Raw genomic sequence first — 18,759 nt, forward strand, 5'->3', positions numbered from 1 at the left:
AGACAAGAAAAACCGCGTCATGGACGACGGGGAGGTCCGTCCCTCATGTGTCGACGGGACCAGTGGAGGAGCAGCCGATGGGGATCTTCGCGACGCGTACGCGTCCGGGTGACCCGGGCGGCACCGAAGCAAGGGAGATGTCGCTTCGTTTCGAAGCGGTCGGGGATGCCCTTGCTTCGGGCTCGTCCCCTGTCGACGCGTGCACGGTCGTGGGCCAGGGACTGGCCCAGGACGGGATCTCGCTCGCGGAGGCCCTGGACGGCCTGCGTGCGACGTACCGCCGGTTCAGGAGAGGGGACCCGGACTACGTCGCCACGCAGGCCGTCGCCGTGGCCTGGAGCGAGGCGACGCTCGGCTACCTGCACACGCTCTCCTGCGAGGACCCGATGACCGGGCTCGCCAGCCACGCGCACCTGCGCAGCCGGTTGACGGAGGTCTACCGCGCCCGCGGCCACGGCCATCCCGAGGTCCGCGACACGCACGCTCTGGTCATGCTCGACGCGCCATGGGGGCCGGACGGTGGTCCCGGTGACGTGCTCACGCACGCCTTCCGGGCCCACCGTCTCGGCGTGGCCGCCCGCACCGTCTTCGCCGGCGGCGAGACCGTGGCCCGTCTCGGGTCTAGCCGGGTCGTCACGCTCGCCTCCCGCGACGGGCACCTCGGCCAGCGGGTCGGGCTGCTCAAGCGCCTGCTCGTCGGCTCCGCCGGCGTCGGCGACGGCGTCCGGGTCTGGATCGAGGGGCTCCCGGGCGACGACGACGCGGCCGCGCTGCTGCTCGACGAGCTCACCCGGCACTGAGCCCCTCGCACGGGGGCGGGGGTCCGTAGGCTGGCCCCATGTGCGGCCGCTACGCCTCCAGCAGGCGCCCCGAGGACCTCATCGAGGAGTTCGAGGTCGTCGAGTCGCGGGTCCCGGCCCCGCTCGAGCCCGACTACAACGTCGCCCCCACCAAGGAGGTGTACGCCGTCGTCGAGCGGCCGCCGTCGAAGGAGAGCGAGGAGCCTCCCGAGCGCCAGCTCCGGGTGCTGACGTGGGGCCTGGTCCCGTCGTGGGCCAAGGACCCCTCGATCGGCAACCGGATGATCAACGCCCGCATGGAGACCGTCGCCGAGAAGCCGGCGTACAAGCGGGCGTTCGCCCGTCGGCGCTGCCTGCTCCCCGCCGACGGCTACTTCGAGTGGTACCCCACCGCGCAGCTGACCCAGGCGGGCAAGCCCCGCAAGCAGCCGTTCTTCATCCGCCCGAAGGACCACGGCGTCCTGGCGATGGCCGGGCTCTACGAGATCTGGCGGGACCCGTCCAAGGCCGACGACGACCCCGACCGGTTCCGCTGGACCTGCACGGTCATCACGACCGACGCCGAGGACTCCGTGGGCCACATCCACGACCGGATGCCGCTGATGGTCGAGCGCGACCGCTGGCACGAGTGGCTGGACCCGACCGTCGAGGGGCAGGGCAACCTGCTCGACCTGCTGGTGCCGGCCGCCCCGGGCCAGCTCGAGGCCTACCCCGTCTCGACCCTGGTCAGCAACGTGCGCAACAACGGGCCGGAGCTCGTCGAGCCGCTGCCGCTCGACGACGTCCCGGAGGAGCTCCGGTGACCCGCGTCGAGCGGGTCGTGGCCACCCCGCACGGCGACGCCCGGCTCGTCACCGACCGGGCCCGGAGCCCCGTGGCGACGCTGCTGCTCAGCCACGGTGCCGGCAACGGCATCGACACCCGTGACCTCGAGGCGCTGGCTCACCACCTGCCGCGCAACGGCGTCACCGTCGTGCGGCTCGAGCAGCCGTGGAAGGTCGCCGGCCGCAAGGTCGCCACCCCGCCGGCCACCCTCGACGCGGCGCTGGTCGCCGCGTCCGACCAGCTCCGCGTCCGCACCCCCCTCGTGGTGGGAGGGCGCTCCGCCGGCGCACGCTCCGCGGCCCGCTGTGCCAAGGGCCTCGGTGCCGTCGGCTGCCTCGCGCTCGCCTTCCCCCTGCACCCGCCGGGCAGGCCCGAGAAGTCGCGGCTGGCCGAGCTCGAGGGTGCCGGCGTGCCGATCCTGGTCATCCAGGGGGAGCGCGACACGATGGGCCGCCCCGAGGAGTTCCCCTCCTCGCTTCGCCACGGTCTGGACCTCGCCGTCGTCCCCGGCGGCGACCACGGGCTGAAGGTGCCGGCCCGCGGCCCGGTCAGCCAGGACGAGGCGCTGGAGATCGTCGTCGAGGCGACGCTGGAGTGGATCGTGCGCGAGGTCGCCGGGAATGGCCGCTCCACCTGAGGTGTTCAACGTGACGTGCTAGCCGTCATCGAACACCCGATCGCCAACGTCCCGGCGTCGCGTCTGGACCCCGCCCTAGACTGGGACGCGATGACTGACTCCCTGAACGCGACGCCGGACGACGAGGCCGTCGTCGACCCCGCGACCGAGACCGACGAGGAGCGCTCGCTGCGCTTCGAGCGCGACGCGCTGCCCTTCCTCGACCCGCTCTACTCGGCGGCGATGCGGATGACCCGCAACCCCGCCGACGCCGAGGACCTGGTCCAGGAGACCTTCGCGAAGGCCTACTCGTCGTTCCACCAGTTCCGGCCCGGCACCAACCTCAAGGCGTGGCTGTACCGGATCCTCACCAACACCTTCATCAACACCTACCGCAAGAAGCAGCGCCAGCCGCAGCAGTCGATGTCCGAGGACGTCGAGGACTGGCAGCTGGCTCGTGCCGAGTCGCACTCCTCGACGGGCCTGAAGTCCGCCGAGATGGAGGCCCTCGAGCACCTGCCCGACTCGCAGGTCAAGGACGCCCTGCAGCGGCTCCCCGAGGAGTTCCGCCTGGCCGTCTACCTCGCCGACGTCGAGGGCTTCGCCTACAAGGAGATCGCCGAGATCATGGACACCCCCATCGGCACCGTGATGAGCCGCCTGCACCGTGGGCGACGCCAGCTGCGCGACATGCTGTCGGACTACGTCCGCGCCAACGACCTCCTCCCCATCGGCCGGGACGGAGCGGACAAGTGACCCACACCCACGGCTCCGACGAGCCCACCAGCACCGAGTGCGCCGAGTACCTCGAGCGCATCGTCTACTTCCTCGACAACGAGCTCGACGAGGCCGACTGCTCGGTCGTGCGGGCCCACCTCGACACCTGCAACCCCTGCCTGGAGAAGTACGACCTCCAGCGCACCGTCAAGGCCGTCGTCGCGCGCTCCTGCTCGGAGGCCGCGCCCGACGACCTGCGCCAGCGCGTGATGTTCCGGCTGCGCGAGGTGCAGGTGCAGATCACCCGCGAAGGCTGATCGACTCGGCGCAGCTGCCGGGCCTGACATGCAACGAGCCCCCTCACCGTGACGGTGTGGGGGCTCAGTGCATTGCTGCGTGGTGCAGCTGGCGCTCAGGCGTTGGGGCGCTTGCCGTGGTTCGCGCCCTTCTTCTTGCGAGCGCGGCGCTTGCGGCCGGTCTTGCCCATGGTGTTCTCCTCCGAATCGGTGTCGACCCGCGAGAGGGCCACGGGTCAGTCTCTCAAAGGTTCGGCGATCAGGCGAAATCGGGTCAGAGTCGACCCAGGAACCGCTCGGCGTCGACGACCACGCGGGTGACCTCGCCGGAGGCGACGACCTTGCCGCCGTGCCCGTGCCGCGCGGCCACCACGAAGCGCACCAGCCGGCCGTCGGCGTACGACGCCGTCGCGGTGACCTCGACCTCGGCCCCGACCGGGCTCGCGGCGAGGTGCTCGAACTGGATGCGGGTGCCGACGCTGGTGGATCCGTCGGCCAGCGTGGGGTCGATCGCGGCGCAGGTGGCCGCCTCGCACCAGGCGAGGAGTCGCGGCGTGCCGAGCACGGGCAGGCTGCCCGAGCCGACCGCGACGGCCGTGTCGTCGTCGGTGACCGTGAACGTCAGGGTCGCGGCGAGGTCCATCAGGGCCGCCCCTGCACGGCGGGGACGAGGGGGACCCGGAAGGCGATCAGGTGCACGCCCGGGATCGGGTCGAAGTCGCGCTCCGGGAGCCGGGTGAAGCCGAGCCGGTCGTAGAGGCGGTGGGCAGCGGTCATCTGGGGGAGGCTGGAGATCGCGACGCCGCGGCAGCCCTCGCCGGCAAACCGGTCCAGGCAGAGCCGGACCAGCGCCTCGCCGACGCCCTGCCCCTGGGCGTGCGGCGCCACGGCGAGCATCCGGAACTCGCCCTCGTCCTCGGTCGAGATCTCGCGCCACGGCGAGCCCGGCGGGCACAGCGTCACGCAGCCGAGCAGGTCGGCGTCGTCGCCGTCGGCGGTGGCGACCCAGAGCTCGGCCTCGCGGTCGCGGGTGCCGGCGTCGCGCAGGCGGGCGATGTAGGGGTCGGCGGGTCCGAGCGTGAACGGGGCGTACGCCGCGACGGTGACCTCGCCGGCGCGCTCGTGGTCGGCCGGGGTGGCCCTCCTGATCCGCATCCCGGCCTCAGATCCCGAAGGTCGCGCGGGGGTAGGCCGCCTCGACGTCGGTGATCACGTTGACGAGGTAGGGCACGCCGGACGCGAACGCGCGGTCGAGCGCCGGGCCGACGTGGCGCGGGTCGGTGACGGTCTCCCCGGCGCCGCCCAGGGCCTTCACGACCTCGTCGTAGCGGGTCCGCGGCGCCAGGTCGGCGGCCACGTCGTAGCCGTAGAGCATCTGCATCGGGCCCTTCTCCAGGCCCCACGCCGAGTTGTTGCCCATCACCATCACGACCGGCAGGCCGTGGCGGACCAGGGTGTCGACGTCCATCAGCGAGAAGCCGGCGGCCCCGTCGCCGAGGAGCAGCACGACCTGGGCGTCGGGGCGGGCGATCCGGGCGGCGATGGCCGAGCCGAGCCCGGCGCCGAGGCAGCCGTAGGGCCCGGGGTCGAGCCAGCCGCCGGGCCTCGTCGGCTCGACGAACTTGCCGGCGAAGGAGACGAAGTCGCCGCCGTCGCCGATGACCACGGCGTCCTCGGCCAGCCGGGGCACCAGCTCGCCGTAGATCCGGGCGGGGTGGATCGGGTCGGCCTCGGCCCGGAGCAGGGCGAGGTCGCGCTCGGTCGCGGCGCGCACGGTGTCCTGGAGCCCCGTGACCCACGGGGACCAGTCGGGCCGGCGCGGCTGGCGCTCGAGGGCCGTCAGCAGCCCGTCGAACACCGAGGTCAGGTCGCCGGCGACCGACGCCGCGAGCTCGGCGTGCCCGGCGACCTGGCCGGGGGAGTCGGCGACGTGCACGACCGCGGCCGGCGGGGCGCCGTCCTTGCCGCCAAAGGCGCCGTAGCCGAGCCGGAAGTCGAGGGGGGTGCCGACCACGACGACCAGGTCGGCGGTGCCGAGTGCCTGGCCGCGTGCCTTGGTGACGAGCAGGGGGTGGCCACCGGGCACGACGCCCCGCCCCATCCCGTTGGTGATCGCGGGGATCCCCACGGCCTCGACGAAGCGCAGGGCGGCGACCTCGGCGCCGTCGGCCCAGACGTCGGTGCCGAGCACCAGGGCGGGCCGTTCGGCCGCCGCCAGCAGCGCGGCGATCCGGTCGAGCGCGTCGGTGTCCGGCTCGGCGCCGGGCATCCGACGGCCCGACGGTGCCGGACCCGACGCGGAGTTGAAGAGCTCGTCCATCGGCACGTCGACGAAGACCGGGCCGCGGTGCGAGGAGCCGGCGACGCAGAACGCCTCGTCCAGCCCGGTGAGTACGTCGCCCGCCGTCGGCAGCGTGCGCGCCAGCTTGCACACCGACGCGACGATCGGGGGCTGGTCGAGCTCCTGGAGGCTGCCGGAGCCCCAGCGGTTCTGCGGGGCGCGACCGCCCACCACGACCATCGGCGAGCCCGCGAACTGGGCCTGCGCGATAGCGCTGACCCCGTTGGTGACGCCCGGCCCGGCGGTGAGGACGGCCAGCCCCGGCACCCGGGTCAGCTTGCCCGTGGCCTCGGCGGCGAAGGCGGCGGTCTGCTCGTGGCGCACGTCGAGCAACCGCAGGGGCGGGTCGGCCTTCACGGCGCCGTCGTACATCGGGAAGACGTGCGCGCCCGAGAGGGTGAACATGGTCTCGACACCGTGTGCGCGGGCCACCGCCACCGCGAGCTCGCCGGCGTGGCCGCTGAGGTCCTCACTCATGTGACGCAGGTTACCGACTGGTACCCACCGCGCGGGAGCGGGTCAGCCGGCGGTCGGGCCGAGGTAGTGCGGGTTGCTCGCCTTGAGCGCGTCGACCAGCACGAGCAGCAGGTCGGAGCGGACGACCGGGGGGTTGGGTGCGAGCGCGAGCTGGAGGTAGAGCGCGCGCAGGAAGATCTGGGCGTTGCCGCCGAGCAGGTGCGGGTCGCGGTCGTCGTAGGAGCCGAGGGTGCCCGCGGCGGCGGCGATCCGGGCGATCCACGGCTCGAGGACGCGCAGGGGCACCGCGTTGCGGCGCAGGACCGCCATCGTGGCCATCGCCAGCCGGTCGCCCTCGCCGTTGGTGAACAGCGCGTCGACGGGCAGCAGGAGCCGGTCGGCGATGACGTCGAGGATGACGGTCAGCTCGGGGGTCGCGACGTGGGGGGAGCGGGCCAGCACGCCCAGCGCGTCGGCGCCGTGGGCCACGGCGTGCGCCCAGCCCTTGCCGGGGACGAAGCCGCGTGTGTCCTTCTCGCGCAGCAGCCAGGTGGCGATCCGGTCGCCCCACTCGAGGATCTTGCCGCCGGCCAGCAGCGGTCGTCCGTTGTCGCGCTCGATGCACTCGGCCAGCACCAGCGCCGAGAAGCTGCGACGGAAGACGGTGTCGGTGTCCTTCTCGCCGATCCCGACCCGCAGGCCCGCGGCCATCCCGTCGCCGAGCCCGTTGAGCAGGTCGTCGTAGACGCCGCGCTCGATCCAGGTGACGAGCGTGGGGTAGGCCGTGCCGTCGCGCAGGGCGGGGTCCGTGGACCCCAGCATCCGGGTCAGCTCGGCTGTGAGGTCGTCGAGGGGCCGGTCCGACGGGACGGCGAGCCCGTCGGCGTGGACCTGCTTCCAGTACGACCCCGACATGGCGCACATCCTGCCAAGAGCGCTCCCGACACGCCCAACCGGACCCGGGGTGACAAACTCGGCAACGTGCCATCGCTCACCGACCTCGTCCGCAGCCACACGGACCTCGACGACGAGGACGTCTCCTGGGTGCAGCTGCTCCAGGCCGACTGGCAGATCATCGCGGACCTGTCGTTCGCCGACCTGGTGCTGTGGCTGCCCGACCGCGAGGGCAAGGGCTACTGGGCGGGCGCCCAGATGCGCCCCACGACCGGCCCCACGGCGTACGTCGACGACGTGGTCGGGACGTTCGTCCCGATCGGCCGCCGGCCGCTGCTCGACGCGGCGTACTCCCAGGGCCGACTCGTCCGGGAGGGGGATCCCGAGTGGCGCGACGACGTGCCGGTGCGGGTCGAGACGATCCCGGTGCGCCGGGCCGGCCGGGTGATCGCGGTGGTCGCGCGCAACACCAACCTGCTCGGCGTCCGGACGCCCAGCCGGCTCGAGCTGAGCTACCTCCAGACCGCGGCCGACCTGACCCAGATGATCGCCAACGGCTACTTCCCGGCCCCGGGGCAGCGCAGCGACCACGCGGACTCGCCGCGGGTGGGGGACGGCTTCCTGCGTGTCGACGCCGCGGGCCGGGTCGTCTACGCCTCGCCCAACGCCCTGTCGGTCTACCGGCGTCTCGGCCTCGGCGGTGACCTGGCGGGCCTCTCGCTGGCCGACACGACGCGTGAGCTGGTGCCGCCGCGTCGCCGCCCCGACGAGGAGACGCTGAGCGCCGTCCTGGGTGGGCGCGCCCACCGCGACACCGAGCTCGGGACCGATGGGGACGGCGGGGTGTCCCTCATCGTCCGCTCGATCCCGCTGCGCCCCTCGGGCGACCACATCGGCGCCCTGGTGCTGGTGCGCGACGTGACCGACCTGCGTCGCCGGGACCGCGAGCTGGTCACCAAGGACGCCACGATCCGCGAGATCCACCACCGCGTGAAGAACAACCTGCAGACCGTGGCCGCGCTGCTGCGGCTGCAGGCGCGGCGGATGGACTCCGAGGCCGGCCGCGCCGCCCTCGAGGAGGCCGTGCGGCGGGTCGGGTCGATCGCGATCGTCCACGAGACGCTCAGCACCGCCGTCGAGGAGCAGGTCGAGTTCGACGAGATCGCCGACCGGCTGGGTCGGATGGTCACCGAGGTCAGTGCGGTCGGCGACCGGGTGCGGGTGCGCCGCGACGGCACCTTCGGCGTGCTGCGCTCCGAGGTCGCCACCGCACTCGCGATGGTGCTCACCGAGGTGCTCCAGAACGCCGTCGAGCACGGCTACGACGCCGCCGACGACACGGTGGTCGGGGAGATCGTCGTGACCGTGCGCCGGATCGTGGGCCGGCTGCACCTCATCGTCGACGACGACGGGCGGGGGCTGCCGGACGGGTTCGACCTGGACGGGTCGACGAACCTGGGGCTCTCGATCGTGCGGACCCTGGTCGAGTCCGAGCTCGGGGGTCAGCTGTCGCTGGGGTCGACGGCCTCCGGCACGCGCGCGGAGGTCGACGTACCCCTCGAGTGAGCGGGGGTGAGGGGGAGGGTCAGGCGGTGCGGACGCGGGCGCGGGCGTTGCGACGCTTGAGAGCGCGACGCTCGTCCTCGCTCAGGCCGCCCCAGACACCGTGGTCCTGGCCAGCCTCGAGCGCCCACGCGAGGCACTGTTCGCGCACCTCGCAGCGTCGGCACACCTGCTTGGCCTCCTCGATCTGGAGGATGGCCGGACCGGTGTTGCCGATCGGGAAGAACAGCTCCGGGTCCTCGTCGAGACAGGCGGAACGGTGGCGCCAATCCATGGCTGGGGGATCCCTCTTTCCTTCTACGTCCGTACAGGTCAGGAGCACTCACTGCCCTGCGGGCGCGCGTGTACGACGGGCACAACGATGTGAAAGCGTTCACGAGCGCGTCGTCTAGCGTGGCAACCTTTGGACCGTTAAACAACCCCTGGGGCCCGGTTCCTTTGGTCACGAGCGTCACACCGGGGTCTCCCCGCGTGGTTCACGCCCGGATCAGGCTCTCTAGGCTAGCGGGGTGAATGCCTTGGCCACCGACACCCCCGCCCCCCTCGTGGTGGCCGCCTCGCTGGTGGCCGTCGAGGGCATCGTCCTCGCCCTGCTCGGGATCCTGGAGCTGTTCAGCCTCTCGTCGGACCGCGTCGTCATGGGCGTCACCACCACGCTCTTCTTCATCGCGTACGGCGCGTTCCTGGTCGTCTGCGGGTGGTCGGTCAACCGGCGCCGTTCCTGGGCGCGCAGCCCGATCGTGCTGACCCAGCTGATCATGCTCGGACTCGCCTGGAACTACCGCGACGTGCCCGTGCTGGCCGCCGGTCTGGCGATCGTGGCGCTGGTCGTCGTGGTCGGGATGCTGCACCCCGACAGCATCGAGGCGCTCTCCGACGAGAGCTAGCCGGACTCCTCCTCGAGCGAGGCCCGCAGCTGCTCGAGGGTCCGGTTGAGCAGGCGGGAGACGTGCATCTGCGAGACGCCGATCTCCTCGGCGATCTGCGACTGCGTCATGTTCTTGAAGAACCGGAGCAGCAGGATCTTCTTCTCGCGCTGGTCCAGCCGGTCGAGCAGCGGCTTGATCGACTCGCGGATCTCGACGTGGGCCAGCCCGGCGTCGTCGATGCCGATCGCGTCGAGCATGGTGGCCGCCCCGTCCTCGTTGTCGTCGCTGGCGTCCAGCGACAGGGTCGAGTAGGCGTTGCTCGACTCGATGCCCTCGATGATCTCCTCGACCGTGCAGCCGATCGCCTCGGCGAGCTCGCGCGGCGTGGGGGAGCGGCCCAGCGACTGGGTCAGCTCCGCACCGGCCGCGCCGATCTGCATGCGCAGCTCCTGGAGCCGGCGGGGCACCCGGATCGCCCAGCCCTTGTCGCGGAAGTAGCGCTTGATCTCGCCGATGATCGTCGGGGTCGCGTACGTCGAGAACTCCACGCCGCGGTCGCTGTCGAACCGGTCGATGGACTTGATCAGGCCGATCGTGCCGACCTGGACGAGGTCCTCGAAGGGCTCGCCGCGGTTGCGGAAACGGCGCGCGCAGTGCTCGACGAGCGGCAGGTGCAGGTGCACCAGCTCCTCGCGGGCGCCGTCGCGCGTGCCCTGCGGGGCACCCTCGTCGCGGAACAGCACGAAGAGCTCCGCGCTGCGTCGGCGCGTGAGCTCGACGCCCGTCGGCGGCTCCGTGAGGATGCCGTCGTCCCGGGTCGTCTCCCCGTTGGTGGTCATCGCAGGGTCACGTCAGAGTTCGGCCCCGAGGTGACCCGACTCCATGGTCAGGCTCACGGTGAAGCGTCCGGAGCCGGCCTCGGCCTCGGCGCTGGTCGCCAGCGTGGTCAGCACCTGCCACGCGAAGCTGTCGTAGTCCGGTTCCACGGCGGCCTGCGAGGAGCTGACGCCGACGGTCACGGTGAGCTCGCCGGGCCGCATGTAGAACTGGCACAGCAGGTCGGAGGCCTCGTCGGCCTCCGGCAGGACCATGGCGCTGGCCTCGCCGACGGCGATGCGGAGGTCCTCGATGTCGTCCATCGTGAAGTCGAGTCGTGCCGCGAGTCCGGCAGTCGTCGTCCGCAGCACGGAGACGTAGGCGCCGTCGGCGGGGAGCCTGAGCTCCACGTCCGCGCGCTGCCCGGGGTCTGACATGGTCGCCGTCCTTCGTCGGGGGGTACACCCGAACACTAGTCGGGGCCGGTCACTGGGTGGTGTACCCAGCAACCGGCCCCGCCATGTGTCGCGGTGCGATCAGGCCTTCGTCACGACGGCGAAGGCTTTCGATTCGCTCAAGCCTTCTTGGTCTCCCAGAAGATCTCGGCGATCTCATCGATCTTCGCAAGCAGCTCGTCGGCCTTGGCCGCGTCGAGCTCGCCCTTGGTGCCCGAGGCACCCGCCAGCTTGGTGGCCTCGTTCACGAGGGTGTGCAGCTGGGGGTACTTCTCGAAGTGCGGCGGCTTGAAGTAGTCGGTCCACAGCACCCACAGGTGGTGCTTGACCAGCTCGGAGCGCTGCTCCTTGATCAGGACCGCGCGGGTGCGGAAGTCGGGGTCGTTGTTGTCGGCGACCTTGGCGATGATGGCCTTGATCGACTCGGCCTCGATGCGGGCCTGGGCGGGGTCGTAGACGCCGCAGGGCAGGTCGCAGTGGGCGGAGACCTCGACAGTGGGGGCGAACAGTCGCTCGAACATCCAGTGTCCTCTCGTACTCGTCTTGGCTGGCTCGGCTGCGACACTACTCCGCGTGCCACACCGTCCACACCCGGTGTCCCCGGGCTCCCGACCGACCGCTCCCGTGCGGCCGATCGGCCTCGCCCGGGTCCGGGGGGAGTCGATGCTGCCGACGCTGCGGCCCGGGGACCTGCTGCTCGTCCGGTACGCCGCCCGCGTGCGGCCCGGTGCGCTGGTGCTGGCCACGTTCGCCGACGGCACCCTCGCGGTGAAGCGGGCGGCCTCCCGGCGGGAGACCCGGAGCGGAGCGCCGGGGTGGTGGCTGGAGTCGGACAACCCCGAGCAGGGCGTCGACTCGCGGCACCGCGGCCCGGTCCCGGACGTCGACGTGCACGCCGTCGTGCTCGCGCGGGTGTGGCCGCGGCCGTGGACGGACCTCCGGCGGGTGTCGAGGCCTGTGCCAGACTGATCGGCAGGGAGACCCCCCGGTCCACGCAGTTCCGCGAACCACCCGTTCCGCGTCGAGCTGGGCCACCACCATCCCCCGTACGCCTGAGCCGAAAGTCAGAAGTGGTCATGGTTGCAGCAGAGTCCGATGCCCAGCAGGGTGGCGCGGGAGGCGGCAGGGCGCCGCACCCGCACGCCGGCGAGCCGGTGTTCGACCTGCACGTGGGCGGCAAGATGGAGATCGTCTCGACGGTGGCCCTGAACGGGCCCGACGAGCTGTCGCTGGCCTACACGCCCGGCGTCGCCCAGGTCTGCGAGGCGATCGCCGCCGACCCGAGCCTGACCCAGCACTACACGTGGGTGCCCAACACGGTCGCCGTCGTCACCGACGGGACGGCCGTGCTCGGCCTCGGCGACATCGGCCCCGCCGCCGCGATGCCGGTCATGGAGGGCAAGGCCGTGCTGTTCAAGCAGTTCGGCGGCGTCGACGCCATCCCGATCTGCCTGGCCACCACCGACACCGACGAGATCATCGAGACCGTCGCCCGGCTGGCCCCCAGCTTCGGCGGCATCAACCTCGAGGACATCTCGGCGCCGCGCTGCTTCGAGATCGAGGAGCGCCTCAAGGAGCGCCTCGACATCCCCGTCTTCCACGACGACCAGCACGGCACCGCCGTGGTCGCGCTCGCGGCGCTGCAGAACGCCCTGCGCCTGACCGGCCGCAACCCCGAGTCGACCCGCGTGGTCATCTCCGGCGCCGGTGCCGCGGGCGTCGCGGTGGCCCGGATCCTGCTCGAGGCCGGCATCAAGGACCTCGCGGTCACCGACCGCAAGGGCGTGCTCCACTCCTCGCGCGGTGACCTCACGCCGGTCAAGAAGGCCCTCGCGGTCGACACCGCCGACCACTTCGGCCGCTCCGGCTCGCTCGCGGACGTGCTCGTCGGTGCCGACGTCTACATCGGCGTCTCCGGCGGCACGGTGCCCGAGGAGTACGTCGCCACGATGGCCGCCGACTCGATCATCTTCGGCCTGGCCAATCCCACCCCCGAGGTGCACCCCGACGTCGCCCACCGGCACGCACGGGTGGTCGCCACCGGCCGCTCGGACTTCCCCAACCAGATCAACAACGTGCTGGCGTTCCCGGGCATCTTCCGCGGTGCCTTCGACGTGCACGCCACCGCCATCACCGAGAACATGAAGCTCGCGGCTGCGGACGCGCTCGCCCAGCTCGTCGGTGACGACCTGGCCGAGGACCACATCATCCCCTCGCCGTTCGACCCCCGGGTCGGCCCGGCGGTGTCCGCCGCCGTCGCGGCGGCCGCACGGCGAGACGGTGTCGCCCGGCGCTGAGCAGCGCCCGCTGACTCGATAGGTTCGGGGAATGTTCGCCGTCTACGCCGACAAGTTCTCCTCCGACGACCCGCTGTCCGCCCTCGTGGTGGGGGAGCGCCCCGACCCGGTCGCCCCTGACGGGTGGACGACCGTCACGGTCAAGGCCGCCTCGCTGAACCACCACGACCTCTGGTCCCTGCGGGGCGTCGGCCTGCGCGAGGAGGCGCTGCCGATGATCCTGGGCTGCGACGCGGCCGGGTACGACGAGGACGGGAACGAGGTCGTCGTCCACGCCGTCGTGAGCGACCCGTCGTGGTCCGGTGACGAGACCCTCGACCCGAAGCGCTCGCTGCTCTCGGAGCGGCACCAGGGCACCTTCGCCGACAAGGTCGTCGTGCCGCGCGGCAACGTGGTCCCCAAGCCCGCCTCGATGTCGTTCGCCGAGGCCGCGTGCCTGCCGACCGCCTGGCTGACGGCCTACCGGATGCTCTTCACCCAGGGTGACCTCAAGGCCGGCGACACCGTGCTGGTCCAGGGTGCGGGCGGCGGCGTCGCGACCGCGCTGATCATCCTGGCCCGCGCCGGCGGCCTGAAGGTGCTGGCCACCAGCCGCGACGAGGGCAAGCGGGCCCGGGCGCTCGAGATCGGCGCCCACGAGGTCTTCGAGTCCGGCGCCCGGCTGCCCGTGAAGGTCGACGCCGTCATGGAGACCGTCGGCCGCGCCACCTGGTCGCACTCGATCCGCGCCCTGCGCCCCGGCGGCAAGATCGTCATCTCCGGCACCACCTCGGGACCCCAGCTCGACGACGCCGAGCTGACCCGCATCTTCTTCCTCCAGCTCAGCGTCATCGGCTCCACGATGGGCACCCGCGGCGAGCTGGCCTCGCTCGTCAGCCTGCTCGACGCGTCGGGCGCGCGGCCGCTGGTCGACCGCACGCTGCCGATGGACCAGGCTCGCGACGGCTTCGCCGCGATGGCCGAGGGCGACGTCTTCGGCAAGATCGTGTTCACGAGGTGAGCCGCACTCACCTGCTCACTGGGGCCGGCTCCGGCATCGGCGCCGTCCTGGCCCAGCGGCTCCTCGGTCGCGGCGACGAGGTGGTCGCCCTGGCCCGGTCCGAGGAGCGCGCGCAGGAGCTCGCGGCGGACCTCCCCGGTGTCACGACCGTGGTCGCCGACCTGGCCTTCCCGGAGTCGGTCGGGTCGCTCGTGCTGCCCGAGGCCCTCGACTCGGTCGTGCACGCCGCAGGAGTGGTCGACCTCGGCTCTGTCGCCGAGCTCGACGTGGAGGCCTGGTCGACCCAGCTGCGGGTCAACCTCGTCGCGCCCGCGGCACTGACGCGGGCTGCCCTGCCCGCACTCCGGGCCGCCCGCGGCACGGTGGTCTTCGTCAACTCCGGCGCCGGGCTGGCCGCCCACCCGCAGTGGGCGGCGTACGCCGCCTCCAAGCACGGCCTGCGCGCCCTGGCCGACGCCCTGCGCGGCGAGGAGGCCGAGAGCGGCGTGCGGGTCACCTCGGTCTACCCCGGTCGCACGGCGACGCCCATGCAGGAGCAGGTGCACGCCCAGGAGGGCAAGGACTACGACCCCGCGGCGTGGATCCGCCCGGAGACGGTGGCCGAGGCGATCCTCGGCGTGCTGGACCTGGGGCCGGACGCGACGGTGCCGGACCTGACGATCAGGCCGCGGTGAGGGGCTCGAGGACGAAGACCCGGATCCGGCGCAGGTCGCCGATCCGCTCCCGGTAGTTGCGGTATCCCATGTAGAACTCCCCGGCCAGGGCGAAGATCTCGTCGGCCTCCGCTGCCGTCGCCGGCCGCGCGATGACGTCCCGGCTGGCGCCGCGGTAGCTGACCGTGGCCCTGGGTTCGGCCTCGAGGTTGAGCGCCCAGGCCGGCGTCGACTCCTGGCCGAAGTTGGTGCCCAGTAGGGCCAGGGTGCCGTCGTAGGGCGTCGCGATGAGGTGGCTGGTCCGGCGCTGGCCCGACTTGCGGCCGGTGGTCGTGAGGTCGAGGACGGCCAACCCCGAGAGCAGCCACGGCGCGCTCTGCCGGCCGTGGGTGACGCGCTCGATCGCGTTGTCCATGTGGCGCAGGGTGCGCGAGAAGAACCAGCCCCCGGCGCGCGTGCCGCCGACCCAGCGCATCGCGCGGTGGACGGGGTTCCCGGAGGTGTGGTGGTAGTCGAGGTCCGCGGCGAGTCCCATGTGCGGAGGCTAGCCGCGGCGGAGCGGCTACGTCCGCGACTTCCAGTGCAGGGCGCCGACGAGCACCATCCGCAGCTGGGTGCGCGCCGTCTCCACGATCTGCCGCTGGGTGTCGGCCCGCTGGGGTGCGCTGAGGATCGCCTCGGCCGTGGCGACCATGGCCATCACGATCAGGTTGGACAGGATGCGCAGGTCCTCCGCCGACCAGGCCGCCGTGCCGGGCAGCCGGGCCAGGTCGGTGGCGAGCTCGCGCTCGCAGAGCTCGATCTCGTGACGGATCGCCTCGCGCACGGCCGGGGGACCGGCGCCGCGCTCGCGGGCGATGAACAGGAAGTGCGCGCGCTGCTGGTGCACGTGCTGGACGAGGATGTCGATCGACAGGTCGACGATGTCGGCGTACGACGGATCGCCCCGGCGGATGTCGCGCAGCATCGCGCGCAGCGACACGAAGGACTCGTCGACCAGGGCGAGCCCGAGCGCCTCGATGGAGTCGAAGTGCCGGTAGAACGCGGTCGGCACGATGCCGACCTCCTTGGCGACCTGGCGCAGCGAGAGGGCGACCAGGCTGCTGTCCTCACAGAGGCCGATCGCAGCGTCGAGGATCGCGCGGCGCGTGCGCTCCTTGCGTTCACCCCGGGTCTCGGTCATGTGTCCGATGTTAGACCCGGGTGAACGTGTGTACCGCGTCTCACGGACGAGTGCGCAGGGTCACGCGCCCTTTCCTTGACCGTACCGCCGGTACGCGGAGATAGTTTGAGTGAACGTATGTTCACTCAAACTTGGAAGGAGGCAGGCATGAGCATCACGGGAACGCTGCTCCGGTCGAGGGTCCTCGCGGCCCTGACCTCGCCCCACGGCGTGGACCGCTACCTCGAGCAGGTGAACCCGATGTGGGCCGCGCACGAGGTGCGTGCCCGCATCGTCGACGTGCACCGCGAGGTGGACGTCCCGGGCCACCCGCCGGTCGCGACGATCACGCTCCAGCCCACCTCGACGTGGCGCGGGCACCGCGCCGGCCAGCACGTGCAGCTGGGCGTCGAGATCGACGGTGCCCGGCGCACGACGCGCGTCTTCACCGTCTCGAGCCCGGACTCGCGCCACGGCGACCGCTTCACGATCACCCTGCGGGCGAATCCCGAGGGGGTGGTGTCGCGGTACCTCGTCGAGCGGGCAACGCCCGGCACGATGGTCCACCTCTCGCAGGCCCAGGGCGAGTTCGTGCTGCCCGACCACGTGCCGGACCACGTGCTGTTCATCTCGGGCGGGAGTGGCATCACGCCGCTGATGTCGATGCTGCGCTCCCTGCAGCGTCGCACCCACCGCGGCCGGGTCACGTTCGTCCACTACGCCCAGAGCCCCGACCACCAGATCTTCGCCGCCGAGCTCGACGAGATCCGTCGCAGCGGCCACGGCATCGACGTGCACCTGCTGCACCCGGAGCTCGGCGACCCGGCCCTCTCGCCCGCGTGGCTCGAGCGGCTCGTGCCCGGCTACCGGGACGTGCCCACCTGGGCCTGCGGGCCCGCACCGCTCATCGAGGCGGTCCAGGCGGCGTACGACGGCTCCGAGGCCCTCCGGGTGGAGTACTTCAAGCCACCCCGGGTCCGAGTGAGCGGGGACCACTCGACCGGCGAGGTCACGTTCACCCGCTCCGGCAAGGCGGCACCCAACACCGGCGCCGCGCTGCTCGAACAGGCCGAGGCCCTGGGGCTGCGGCCCGAGTTCGGCTGCCGGATGGGCATCTGCTTCTCCTGCACCTCACGCAAGACCGAGGGCACCGTCCGCAACGTCCTGACCGGCGAGGAGAGCTCGCTGCCGGACGAGGACATCCGTATCTGCGTCTCCGCTCCCGTCGGCGACTGCGCCGTCGCACTCTGAGAGGAACCACCATGACGACCCACACGACCAGTACCGACACGACCCACCAGGTCTCGGCAGGCTCGACCGGCGAGATCGACCTCGACGCGTTCGGCGCCGAGCTGGACGCCATCCGCCAGCGCGTCATCGCCGACCTCGGCGAGGAGGACGCCGCCTACATCCGCACGGTCGTGAAGACCCAGCGCGGGTTCGAGGTCGCCGGCCGCGCGCTGTTCTACCTGCCGCCCGCCTGGCCGCTGGCCGTGGCCGCCCTGAGCGTCTCCAAGATCCTGGACAACATGGAGATCGGCCACAACGTCATGCACGGGCAGTACGACTGGATGGGTGACCCGGGCCTGAACTCCCGGATGTACGAGTGGGACACGATGTGCCCCAGCGAGCAGTGGAAGTTCTCGCACAACTACATCCACCACACCTACACCAACATCCTCGGCAAGGACCGCGACATCGGATACGGCATCCTGCGGATGGACGAGGACCAGGAGTGGCGGCCCTACTACCTGGGCAACCCGCTCTACGCGACGCTGCTCATGCTCGGCTTCGAGTGGGGTGTCGCGCTGCACGACCTGGAGTTCGACCGGATCATGGCCGGCGAGAAGACCTGGGCCGAGACCAAGCACCTGCACCGAGGCCTGCTGCGCAAGATCCGCAACCAGACGCTGAAGGACTACCTGCTCTTCCCGGCGCTGACCGGCCCGCTGTTCCCGGCCACGCTCGCGGGCAACGCCCTGGCCAACCTGATCCGCAACATCTGGACCTTCAACATCATCTTCTGCGGCCACTTCCCGGCCGGCGTCTCGACGTTCTCCCAGGAGGAGTGCGAGGACGAGTCGCGCGGCCACTGGTACTACCGGCAGCTGCTCGGCTCGGCCAACATCACCGGCAGCAAGCTCTTCCACGTGATGACCGGCAACCTCAGCCACCAGATCGAGCACCACCTGTTCCCCGACATCCCCGCCCGTCGCTACCCCGAGATCGCCGTCGAGGTCCGGGAGATCTGCGAGCGCTACGGGATCGCCTACAACTCCGGCCCGCTCGGCAGGCAGCTCGGGTCGGTGGCGCGCAAGATCTGCCGGCTCGCGGTCCCGGACCGGCTCGGGCGCCTGGCGGCGCGGTCCCGCCCGTCGGAAGACGTTGTCGGCTCGTCGCTGGCCGCGTGAGGATGGGGTCATGGACGACCACCTGAGCAAGGCCGAGATCCGCAAGGACGCGATCCAGGACGCCGTCCAGGCTGCCGCCGGGACGGTGGGGCAGGTGACCTCGATCATCACCGGTGCCGTGAGGGACGTGGCCGGCGTCCTCGGCGGCTTCGCGACCGAGATCTTCGAGATCAGGGACGCCGCGCGCAAGGCCGCGGAGGACCACGAGGAGCAGGGCGAGCAGTGATGGTCTAGACCAGTGGTTCGGTTCACGTTGCCGGGGGTACATGACTGGCCTCGGGGAAACGGGGATTCAAGAAAGTCGAAACCTACGAACCGAGGGATTCATGGACACGACCTTCGCCTCGCACTACGACGCGAACACCAGCACGCTCGAGCTCTCCGGCACCTTCGACAGCGACGCCTGGGCATCGATCCACGAAGAGATCGACCGGGCCTTCCGGCGCACGGCCTGCCGGCTCACCATCGACCTGACCCGGGCGGCCGGCATCCCGGCCCGCTCCCTCGGCCATCTCGTCCACCTCTGCAACTGCTGCTACCCGGGCACGATCGTCCGGGCGACGGCGATGCGGACCGCCGCCTGACCCA

26 protein-coding genes are annotated in these 18,759 nt (G+C 71.8%); 15 read left to right on the forward strand and 11 right to left on the reverse strand.

Annotated elements, in window-relative coordinates; all coding sequences use genetic code 11:
- Positions 1-137 precede the first annotated feature (137 nt).
- From EJF31_RS01385 to rsrA, 5 genes are all read left to right on the forward strand, one after another.
- Positions 138-800: a hypothetical protein gene (locus tag EJF31_RS01385; RefSeq protein ID WP_125035313.1), complete on the forward strand. Its 663-nt coding sequence runs from the start codon at positions 138-140 to the stop codon at positions 798-800.
- Between the two features lie 38 nt (positions 801-838).
- On the forward strand, positions 839-1,603 hold the full coding sequence (locus EJF31_RS01390) for an SOS response-associated peptidase (protein ID WP_125035314.1): 765 nt from the start codon (positions 839-841) through the stop codon (positions 1,601-1,603).
- The gene (locus EJF31_RS01395) at positions 1,600-2,262 is read left to right on the forward strand and encodes an alpha/beta family hydrolase (RefSeq protein ID WP_125035315.1); all 663 of its coding nucleotides are present in this window, start codon (positions 1,600-1,602) and stop codon (positions 2,260-2,262) included. The genes EJF31_RS01390 and EJF31_RS01395 overlap by 4 nt, the downstream gene beginning before the upstream one ends.
- A gap of 90 nt (positions 2,263-2,352) precedes the next feature.
- The gene (locus EJF31_RS01400) at positions 2,353-2,997 is read left to right on the forward strand and encodes a sigma-70 family RNA polymerase sigma factor (protein ID WP_125035316.1); all 645 of its coding nucleotides are present in this window, start codon (positions 2,353-2,355) and stop codon (positions 2,995-2,997) included.
- The gene (rsrA, locus tag EJF31_RS01405; protein WP_125035317.1) at positions 2,994-3,275 is read left to right on the forward strand and encodes a mycothiol system anti-sigma-R factor; all 282 of its coding nucleotides are present in this window, start codon (positions 2,994-2,996) and stop codon (positions 3,273-3,275) included. Before EJF31_RS01400 ends, rsrA begins: the two co-directional genes overlap by 4 nt.
- 95 nt (positions 3,276-3,370) lie before the next feature.
- On the opposite strand, the gene EJF31_RS22505 is transcribed toward rsrA, so the two are convergent.
- From EJF31_RS22505 to EJF31_RS01425, 5 genes are all read right to left on the reverse strand, one after another.
- Positions 3,371-3,445 (reverse strand): 50S ribosomal protein bL37, encoded by a 75-nt coding sequence (locus EJF31_RS22505; protein WP_369759046.1) that lies wholly within the window; start codon positions 3,443-3,445, stop codon positions 3,371-3,373.
- A gap of 83 nt (positions 3,446-3,528) precedes the next feature.
- On the reverse strand, positions 3,529-3,897 hold the full coding sequence (locus tag EJF31_RS01410) for a thioesterase family protein (protein ID WP_125035318.1): 369 nt from the start codon (positions 3,895-3,897) through the stop codon (positions 3,529-3,531).
- A complete protein-coding gene (locus tag EJF31_RS01415) occupies positions 3,897-4,409 on the reverse strand; it encodes a GNAT family N-acetyltransferase (protein ID WP_125035319.1) in 513 nt (170 codons plus the stop codon). Before EJF31_RS01415 ends, EJF31_RS01410 begins: the two co-directional genes overlap by 1 nt.
- A 7-nt stretch (positions 4,410-4,416) precedes the next feature.
- Positions 4,417-6,072: an acetolactate synthase gene (locus EJF31_RS01420; RefSeq protein WP_125035320.1), complete on the reverse strand. Its 1,656-nt coding sequence runs from the start codon at positions 6,070-6,072 to the stop codon at positions 4,417-4,419.
- A 42-nt stretch (positions 6,073-6,114) separates the two neighbouring features.
- Positions 6,115-6,966: a DUF2785 domain-containing protein gene (locus EJF31_RS01425; RefSeq protein ID WP_125035321.1), complete on the reverse strand. Its 852-nt coding sequence runs from the start codon at positions 6,964-6,966 to the stop codon at positions 6,115-6,117.
- 66 nt (positions 6,967-7,032) lie between these two features.
- Here EJF31_RS01425 and EJF31_RS01430 point away from each other — a divergent pair, with 66 nt between their 5' ends.
- Positions 7,033-8,511 carry a PAS domain-containing sensor histidine kinase gene (locus EJF31_RS01430; RefSeq protein ID WP_125035322.1) on the forward strand — a complete coding sequence of 493 codons (1,479 nt, stop codon included), beginning with the start codon at positions 7,033-7,035 and terminating at the stop codon, positions 8,509-8,511.
- Between the two features lie 19 nt (positions 8,512-8,530).
- On the opposite strand, the gene EJF31_RS01435 is transcribed toward EJF31_RS01430, so the two are convergent.
- Positions 8,531-8,782 carry a WhiB family transcriptional regulator gene (locus tag EJF31_RS01435; RefSeq protein WP_011755173.1) on the reverse strand — a complete coding sequence of 84 codons (252 nt, stop codon included), beginning with the start codon at positions 8,780-8,782 and terminating at the stop codon, positions 8,531-8,533.
- Between the two features lie 235 nt (positions 8,783-9,017).
- On the opposite strand from EJF31_RS01435, the gene EJF31_RS01440 reads away from it, so the two are divergent.
- Entirely contained in the window at positions 9,018-9,395 is a 378-nt protein-coding gene (locus tag EJF31_RS01440) for a hypothetical protein (RefSeq protein ID WP_125035323.1), read from the forward strand.
- Here EJF31_RS01440 and EJF31_RS01445 read toward each other — a convergent pair.
- The 3 genes from EJF31_RS01445 to sodN all read right to left on the reverse strand — a co-directional run bounded on the left by EJF31_RS01445 (position 9,392) and on the right by sodN (position 11,169).
- Positions 9,392-10,216 (reverse strand): RNA polymerase sigma factor SigF, encoded by an 825-nt coding sequence (locus tag EJF31_RS01445; RefSeq protein ID WP_125035324.1) that lies wholly within the window; start codon positions 10,214-10,216, stop codon positions 9,392-9,394. The two genes, EJF31_RS01440 and EJF31_RS01445, sit on opposite strands and share 4 nt — an antisense overlap.
- A 12-nt stretch (positions 10,217-10,228) precedes the next feature.
- Entirely contained in the window at positions 10,229-10,630 is a 402-nt protein-coding gene (locus EJF31_RS01450) for an anti-sigma factor (RefSeq protein ID WP_125035325.1), read from the reverse strand.
- A 137-nt stretch (positions 10,631-10,767) separates the two neighbouring features.
- Positions 10,768-11,169, reverse strand: coding sequence for a superoxide dismutase, Ni (gene sodN / locus EJF31_RS01455; protein WP_125035326.1), 402 nt, complete (start codon positions 11,167-11,169; stop codon positions 10,768-10,770).
- A 52-nt stretch (positions 11,170-11,221) separates the two neighbouring features.
- Here sodN and EJF31_RS01460 point away from each other — a divergent pair, with 52 nt between their 5' ends.
- The 4 genes from EJF31_RS01460 to EJF31_RS01475 all read left to right on the forward strand — a co-directional run bounded on the left by EJF31_RS01460 (position 11,222) and on the right by EJF31_RS01475 (position 14,619).
- Positions 11,222-11,617, forward strand: a complete 396-nt coding sequence (locus EJF31_RS01460) for a S24 family peptidase (RefSeq protein WP_260430570.1) — start codon at positions 11,222-11,224, stop codon at positions 11,615-11,617.
- A 212-nt stretch (positions 11,618-11,829) separates the two neighbouring features.
- Positions 11,830-12,945 carry an NADP-dependent malic enzyme gene (locus EJF31_RS01465; protein WP_373994684.1) on the forward strand — a complete coding sequence of 372 codons (1,116 nt, stop codon included), beginning with the start codon at positions 11,830-11,832 and terminating at the stop codon, positions 12,943-12,945.
- Positions 12,946-12,976: 31 nt separating this feature from the next.
- Positions 12,977-13,945, forward strand: a complete 969-nt coding sequence (locus tag EJF31_RS01470; RefSeq protein ID WP_125035328.1) for a zinc-binding dehydrogenase — start codon at positions 12,977-12,979, stop codon at positions 13,943-13,945.
- On the forward strand, positions 13,942-14,619 hold the full coding sequence (locus EJF31_RS01475) for an SDR family oxidoreductase (RefSeq protein WP_125035329.1): 678 nt from the start codon (positions 13,942-13,944) through the stop codon (positions 14,617-14,619). The genes EJF31_RS01470 and EJF31_RS01475 overlap by 4 nt, the downstream gene beginning before the upstream one ends.
- On the opposite strand, the gene EJF31_RS01480 is transcribed toward EJF31_RS01475, so the two are convergent.
- Positions 14,606-15,133: a nitroreductase family deazaflavin-dependent oxidoreductase gene (locus tag EJF31_RS01480; protein WP_125035330.1), complete on the reverse strand. Its 528-nt coding sequence runs from the start codon at positions 15,131-15,133 to the stop codon at positions 14,606-14,608. The two genes, EJF31_RS01475 and EJF31_RS01480, sit on opposite strands and share 14 nt — an antisense overlap.
- A gap of 27 nt (positions 15,134-15,160) precedes the next feature.
- Complete coding sequence (locus EJF31_RS01485) at positions 15,161-15,781, reverse strand: TetR family transcriptional regulator (protein ID WP_125035331.1); 621 nt, start codon at positions 15,779-15,781, stop codon at positions 15,161-15,163.
- 147 nt (positions 15,782-15,928) lie between these two features.
- On the opposite strand from EJF31_RS01485, the gene EJF31_RS01490 reads away from it, so the two are divergent.
- The 4 genes from EJF31_RS01490 (at position 15,929) to EJF31_RS01505 (ending at position 18,755) form a co-directional block, all read left to right on the forward strand.
- Positions 15,929-17,011: a ferredoxin reductase gene (locus EJF31_RS01490; protein ID WP_125035332.1), complete on the forward strand. Its 1,083-nt coding sequence runs from the start codon at positions 15,929-15,931 to the stop codon at positions 17,009-17,011.
- 11 nt (positions 17,012-17,022) lie between these two features.
- Positions 17,023-18,171 (forward strand): acyl-CoA desaturase, encoded by a 1,149-nt coding sequence (locus EJF31_RS01495; protein WP_125035333.1) that lies wholly within the window; start codon positions 17,023-17,025, stop codon positions 18,169-18,171.
- Between the two features lie 10 nt (positions 18,172-18,181).
- On the forward strand, positions 18,182-18,397 hold the full coding sequence (locus EJF31_RS01500) for a hypothetical protein (protein ID WP_125035334.1): 216 nt from the start codon (positions 18,182-18,184) through the stop codon (positions 18,395-18,397).
- A 100-nt stretch (positions 18,398-18,497) separates the two neighbouring features.
- Entirely contained in the window at positions 18,498-18,755 is a 258-nt protein-coding gene (locus tag EJF31_RS01505) for a hypothetical protein (protein ID WP_125035335.1), read from the forward strand.
- Positions 18,756-18,759: the final 4 nt, after the last annotated feature.

This window comes from Nocardioides sp. LS1 (assembly GCF_003865225.1).
Classification (GTDB): domain Bacteria; phylum Actinomycetota; class Actinomycetes; order Propionibacteriales; family Nocardioidaceae; genus Nocardioides; species Nocardioides ginsengisegetis.

Excerpts from the sequence above, each read along its gene's own strand:
- EJF31_RS01470 (WP_125035328.1), top strand. The coding sequence starts at position 12,977 with ATGTTCGCCGTCTACGCCGACAAGTTCTCCTCCGACGACCCGCTGTCC.
- EJF31_RS01425 (WP_125035321.1), bottom strand. The coding sequence starts at position 6,966 with ATGTCGGGGTCGTACTGGAAGCAGGTCCACGCCGACGGGCTCGCCGTC.
- EJF31_RS01495 (WP_125035333.1), top strand. The coding sequence starts at position 17,023 with ATGACGACCCACACGACCAGTACCGACACGACCCACCAGGTCTCGGCA.
- EJF31_RS01390 (WP_125035314.1), top strand. The coding sequence starts at position 839 with ATGTGCGGCCGCTACGCCTCCAGCAGGCGCCCCGAGGACCTCATCGAG.
- EJF31_RS01490 (WP_125035332.1), top strand. The coding sequence starts at position 15,929 with ATGAGCATCACGGGAACGCTGCTCCGGTCGAGGGTCCTCGCGGCCCTG.
- EJF31_RS01420 (WP_125035320.1), bottom strand. The coding sequence starts at position 6,072 with ATGAGTGAGGACCTCAGCGGCCACGCCGGCGAGCTCGCGGTGGCGGTG.
- EJF31_RS01410 (WP_125035318.1), bottom strand. The coding sequence starts at position 3,897 with ATGGACCTCGCCGCGACCCTGACGTTCACGGTCACCGACGACGACACG.
- EJF31_RS01500 (WP_125035334.1), top strand. The coding sequence starts at position 18,182 with ATGGACGACCACCTGAGCAAGGCCGAGATCCGCAAGGACGCGATCCAG.
- EJF31_RS01480 (WP_125035330.1), bottom strand. The coding sequence starts at position 15,133 with ATGGGACTCGCCGCGGACCTCGACTACCACCACACCTCCGGGAACCCC.
- EJF31_RS01485 (WP_125035331.1), bottom strand. The coding sequence starts at position 15,781 with ATGACCGAGACCCGGGGTGAACGCAAGGAGCGCACGCGCCGCGCGATC.
- EJF31_RS01435 (WP_011755173.1), bottom strand. The coding sequence starts at position 8,782 with ATGGATTGGCGCCACCGTTCCGCCTGTCTCGACGAGGACCCGGAGCTG.
- EJF31_RS01505 (WP_125035335.1), top strand. The coding sequence starts at position 18,498 with ATGGACACGACCTTCGCCTCGCACTACGACGCGAACACCAGCACGCTC.
- EJF31_RS01465 (WP_373994684.1), top strand. The coding sequence starts at position 11,830 with ATGGAGATCGTCTCGACGGTGGCCCTGAACGGGCCCGACGAGCTGTCG.
- EJF31_RS01450 (WP_125035325.1), bottom strand. The coding sequence starts at position 10,630 with ATGTCAGACCCCGGGCAGCGCGCGGACGTGGAGCTCAGGCTCCCCGCC.
- EJF31_RS01445 (WP_125035324.1), bottom strand. The coding sequence starts at position 10,216 with ATGACCACCAACGGGGAGACGACCCGGGACGACGGCATCCTCACGGAG.
- sodN (WP_125035326.1), bottom strand. The coding sequence starts at position 11,169 with ATGTTCGAGCGACTGTTCGCCCCCACTGTCGAGGTCTCCGCCCACTGC.
- EJF31_RS01385 (WP_125035313.1), top strand. The coding sequence starts at position 138 with ATGTCGCTTCGTTTCGAAGCGGTCGGGGATGCCCTTGCTTCGGGCTCG.
- EJF31_RS01400 (WP_125035316.1), top strand. The coding sequence starts at position 2,353 with ATGACTGACTCCCTGAACGCGACGCCGGACGACGAGGCCGTCGTCGAC.
- EJF31_RS01415 (WP_125035319.1), bottom strand. The coding sequence starts at position 4,409 with ATGCGGATCAGGAGGGCCACCCCGGCCGACCACGAGCGCGCCGGCGAG.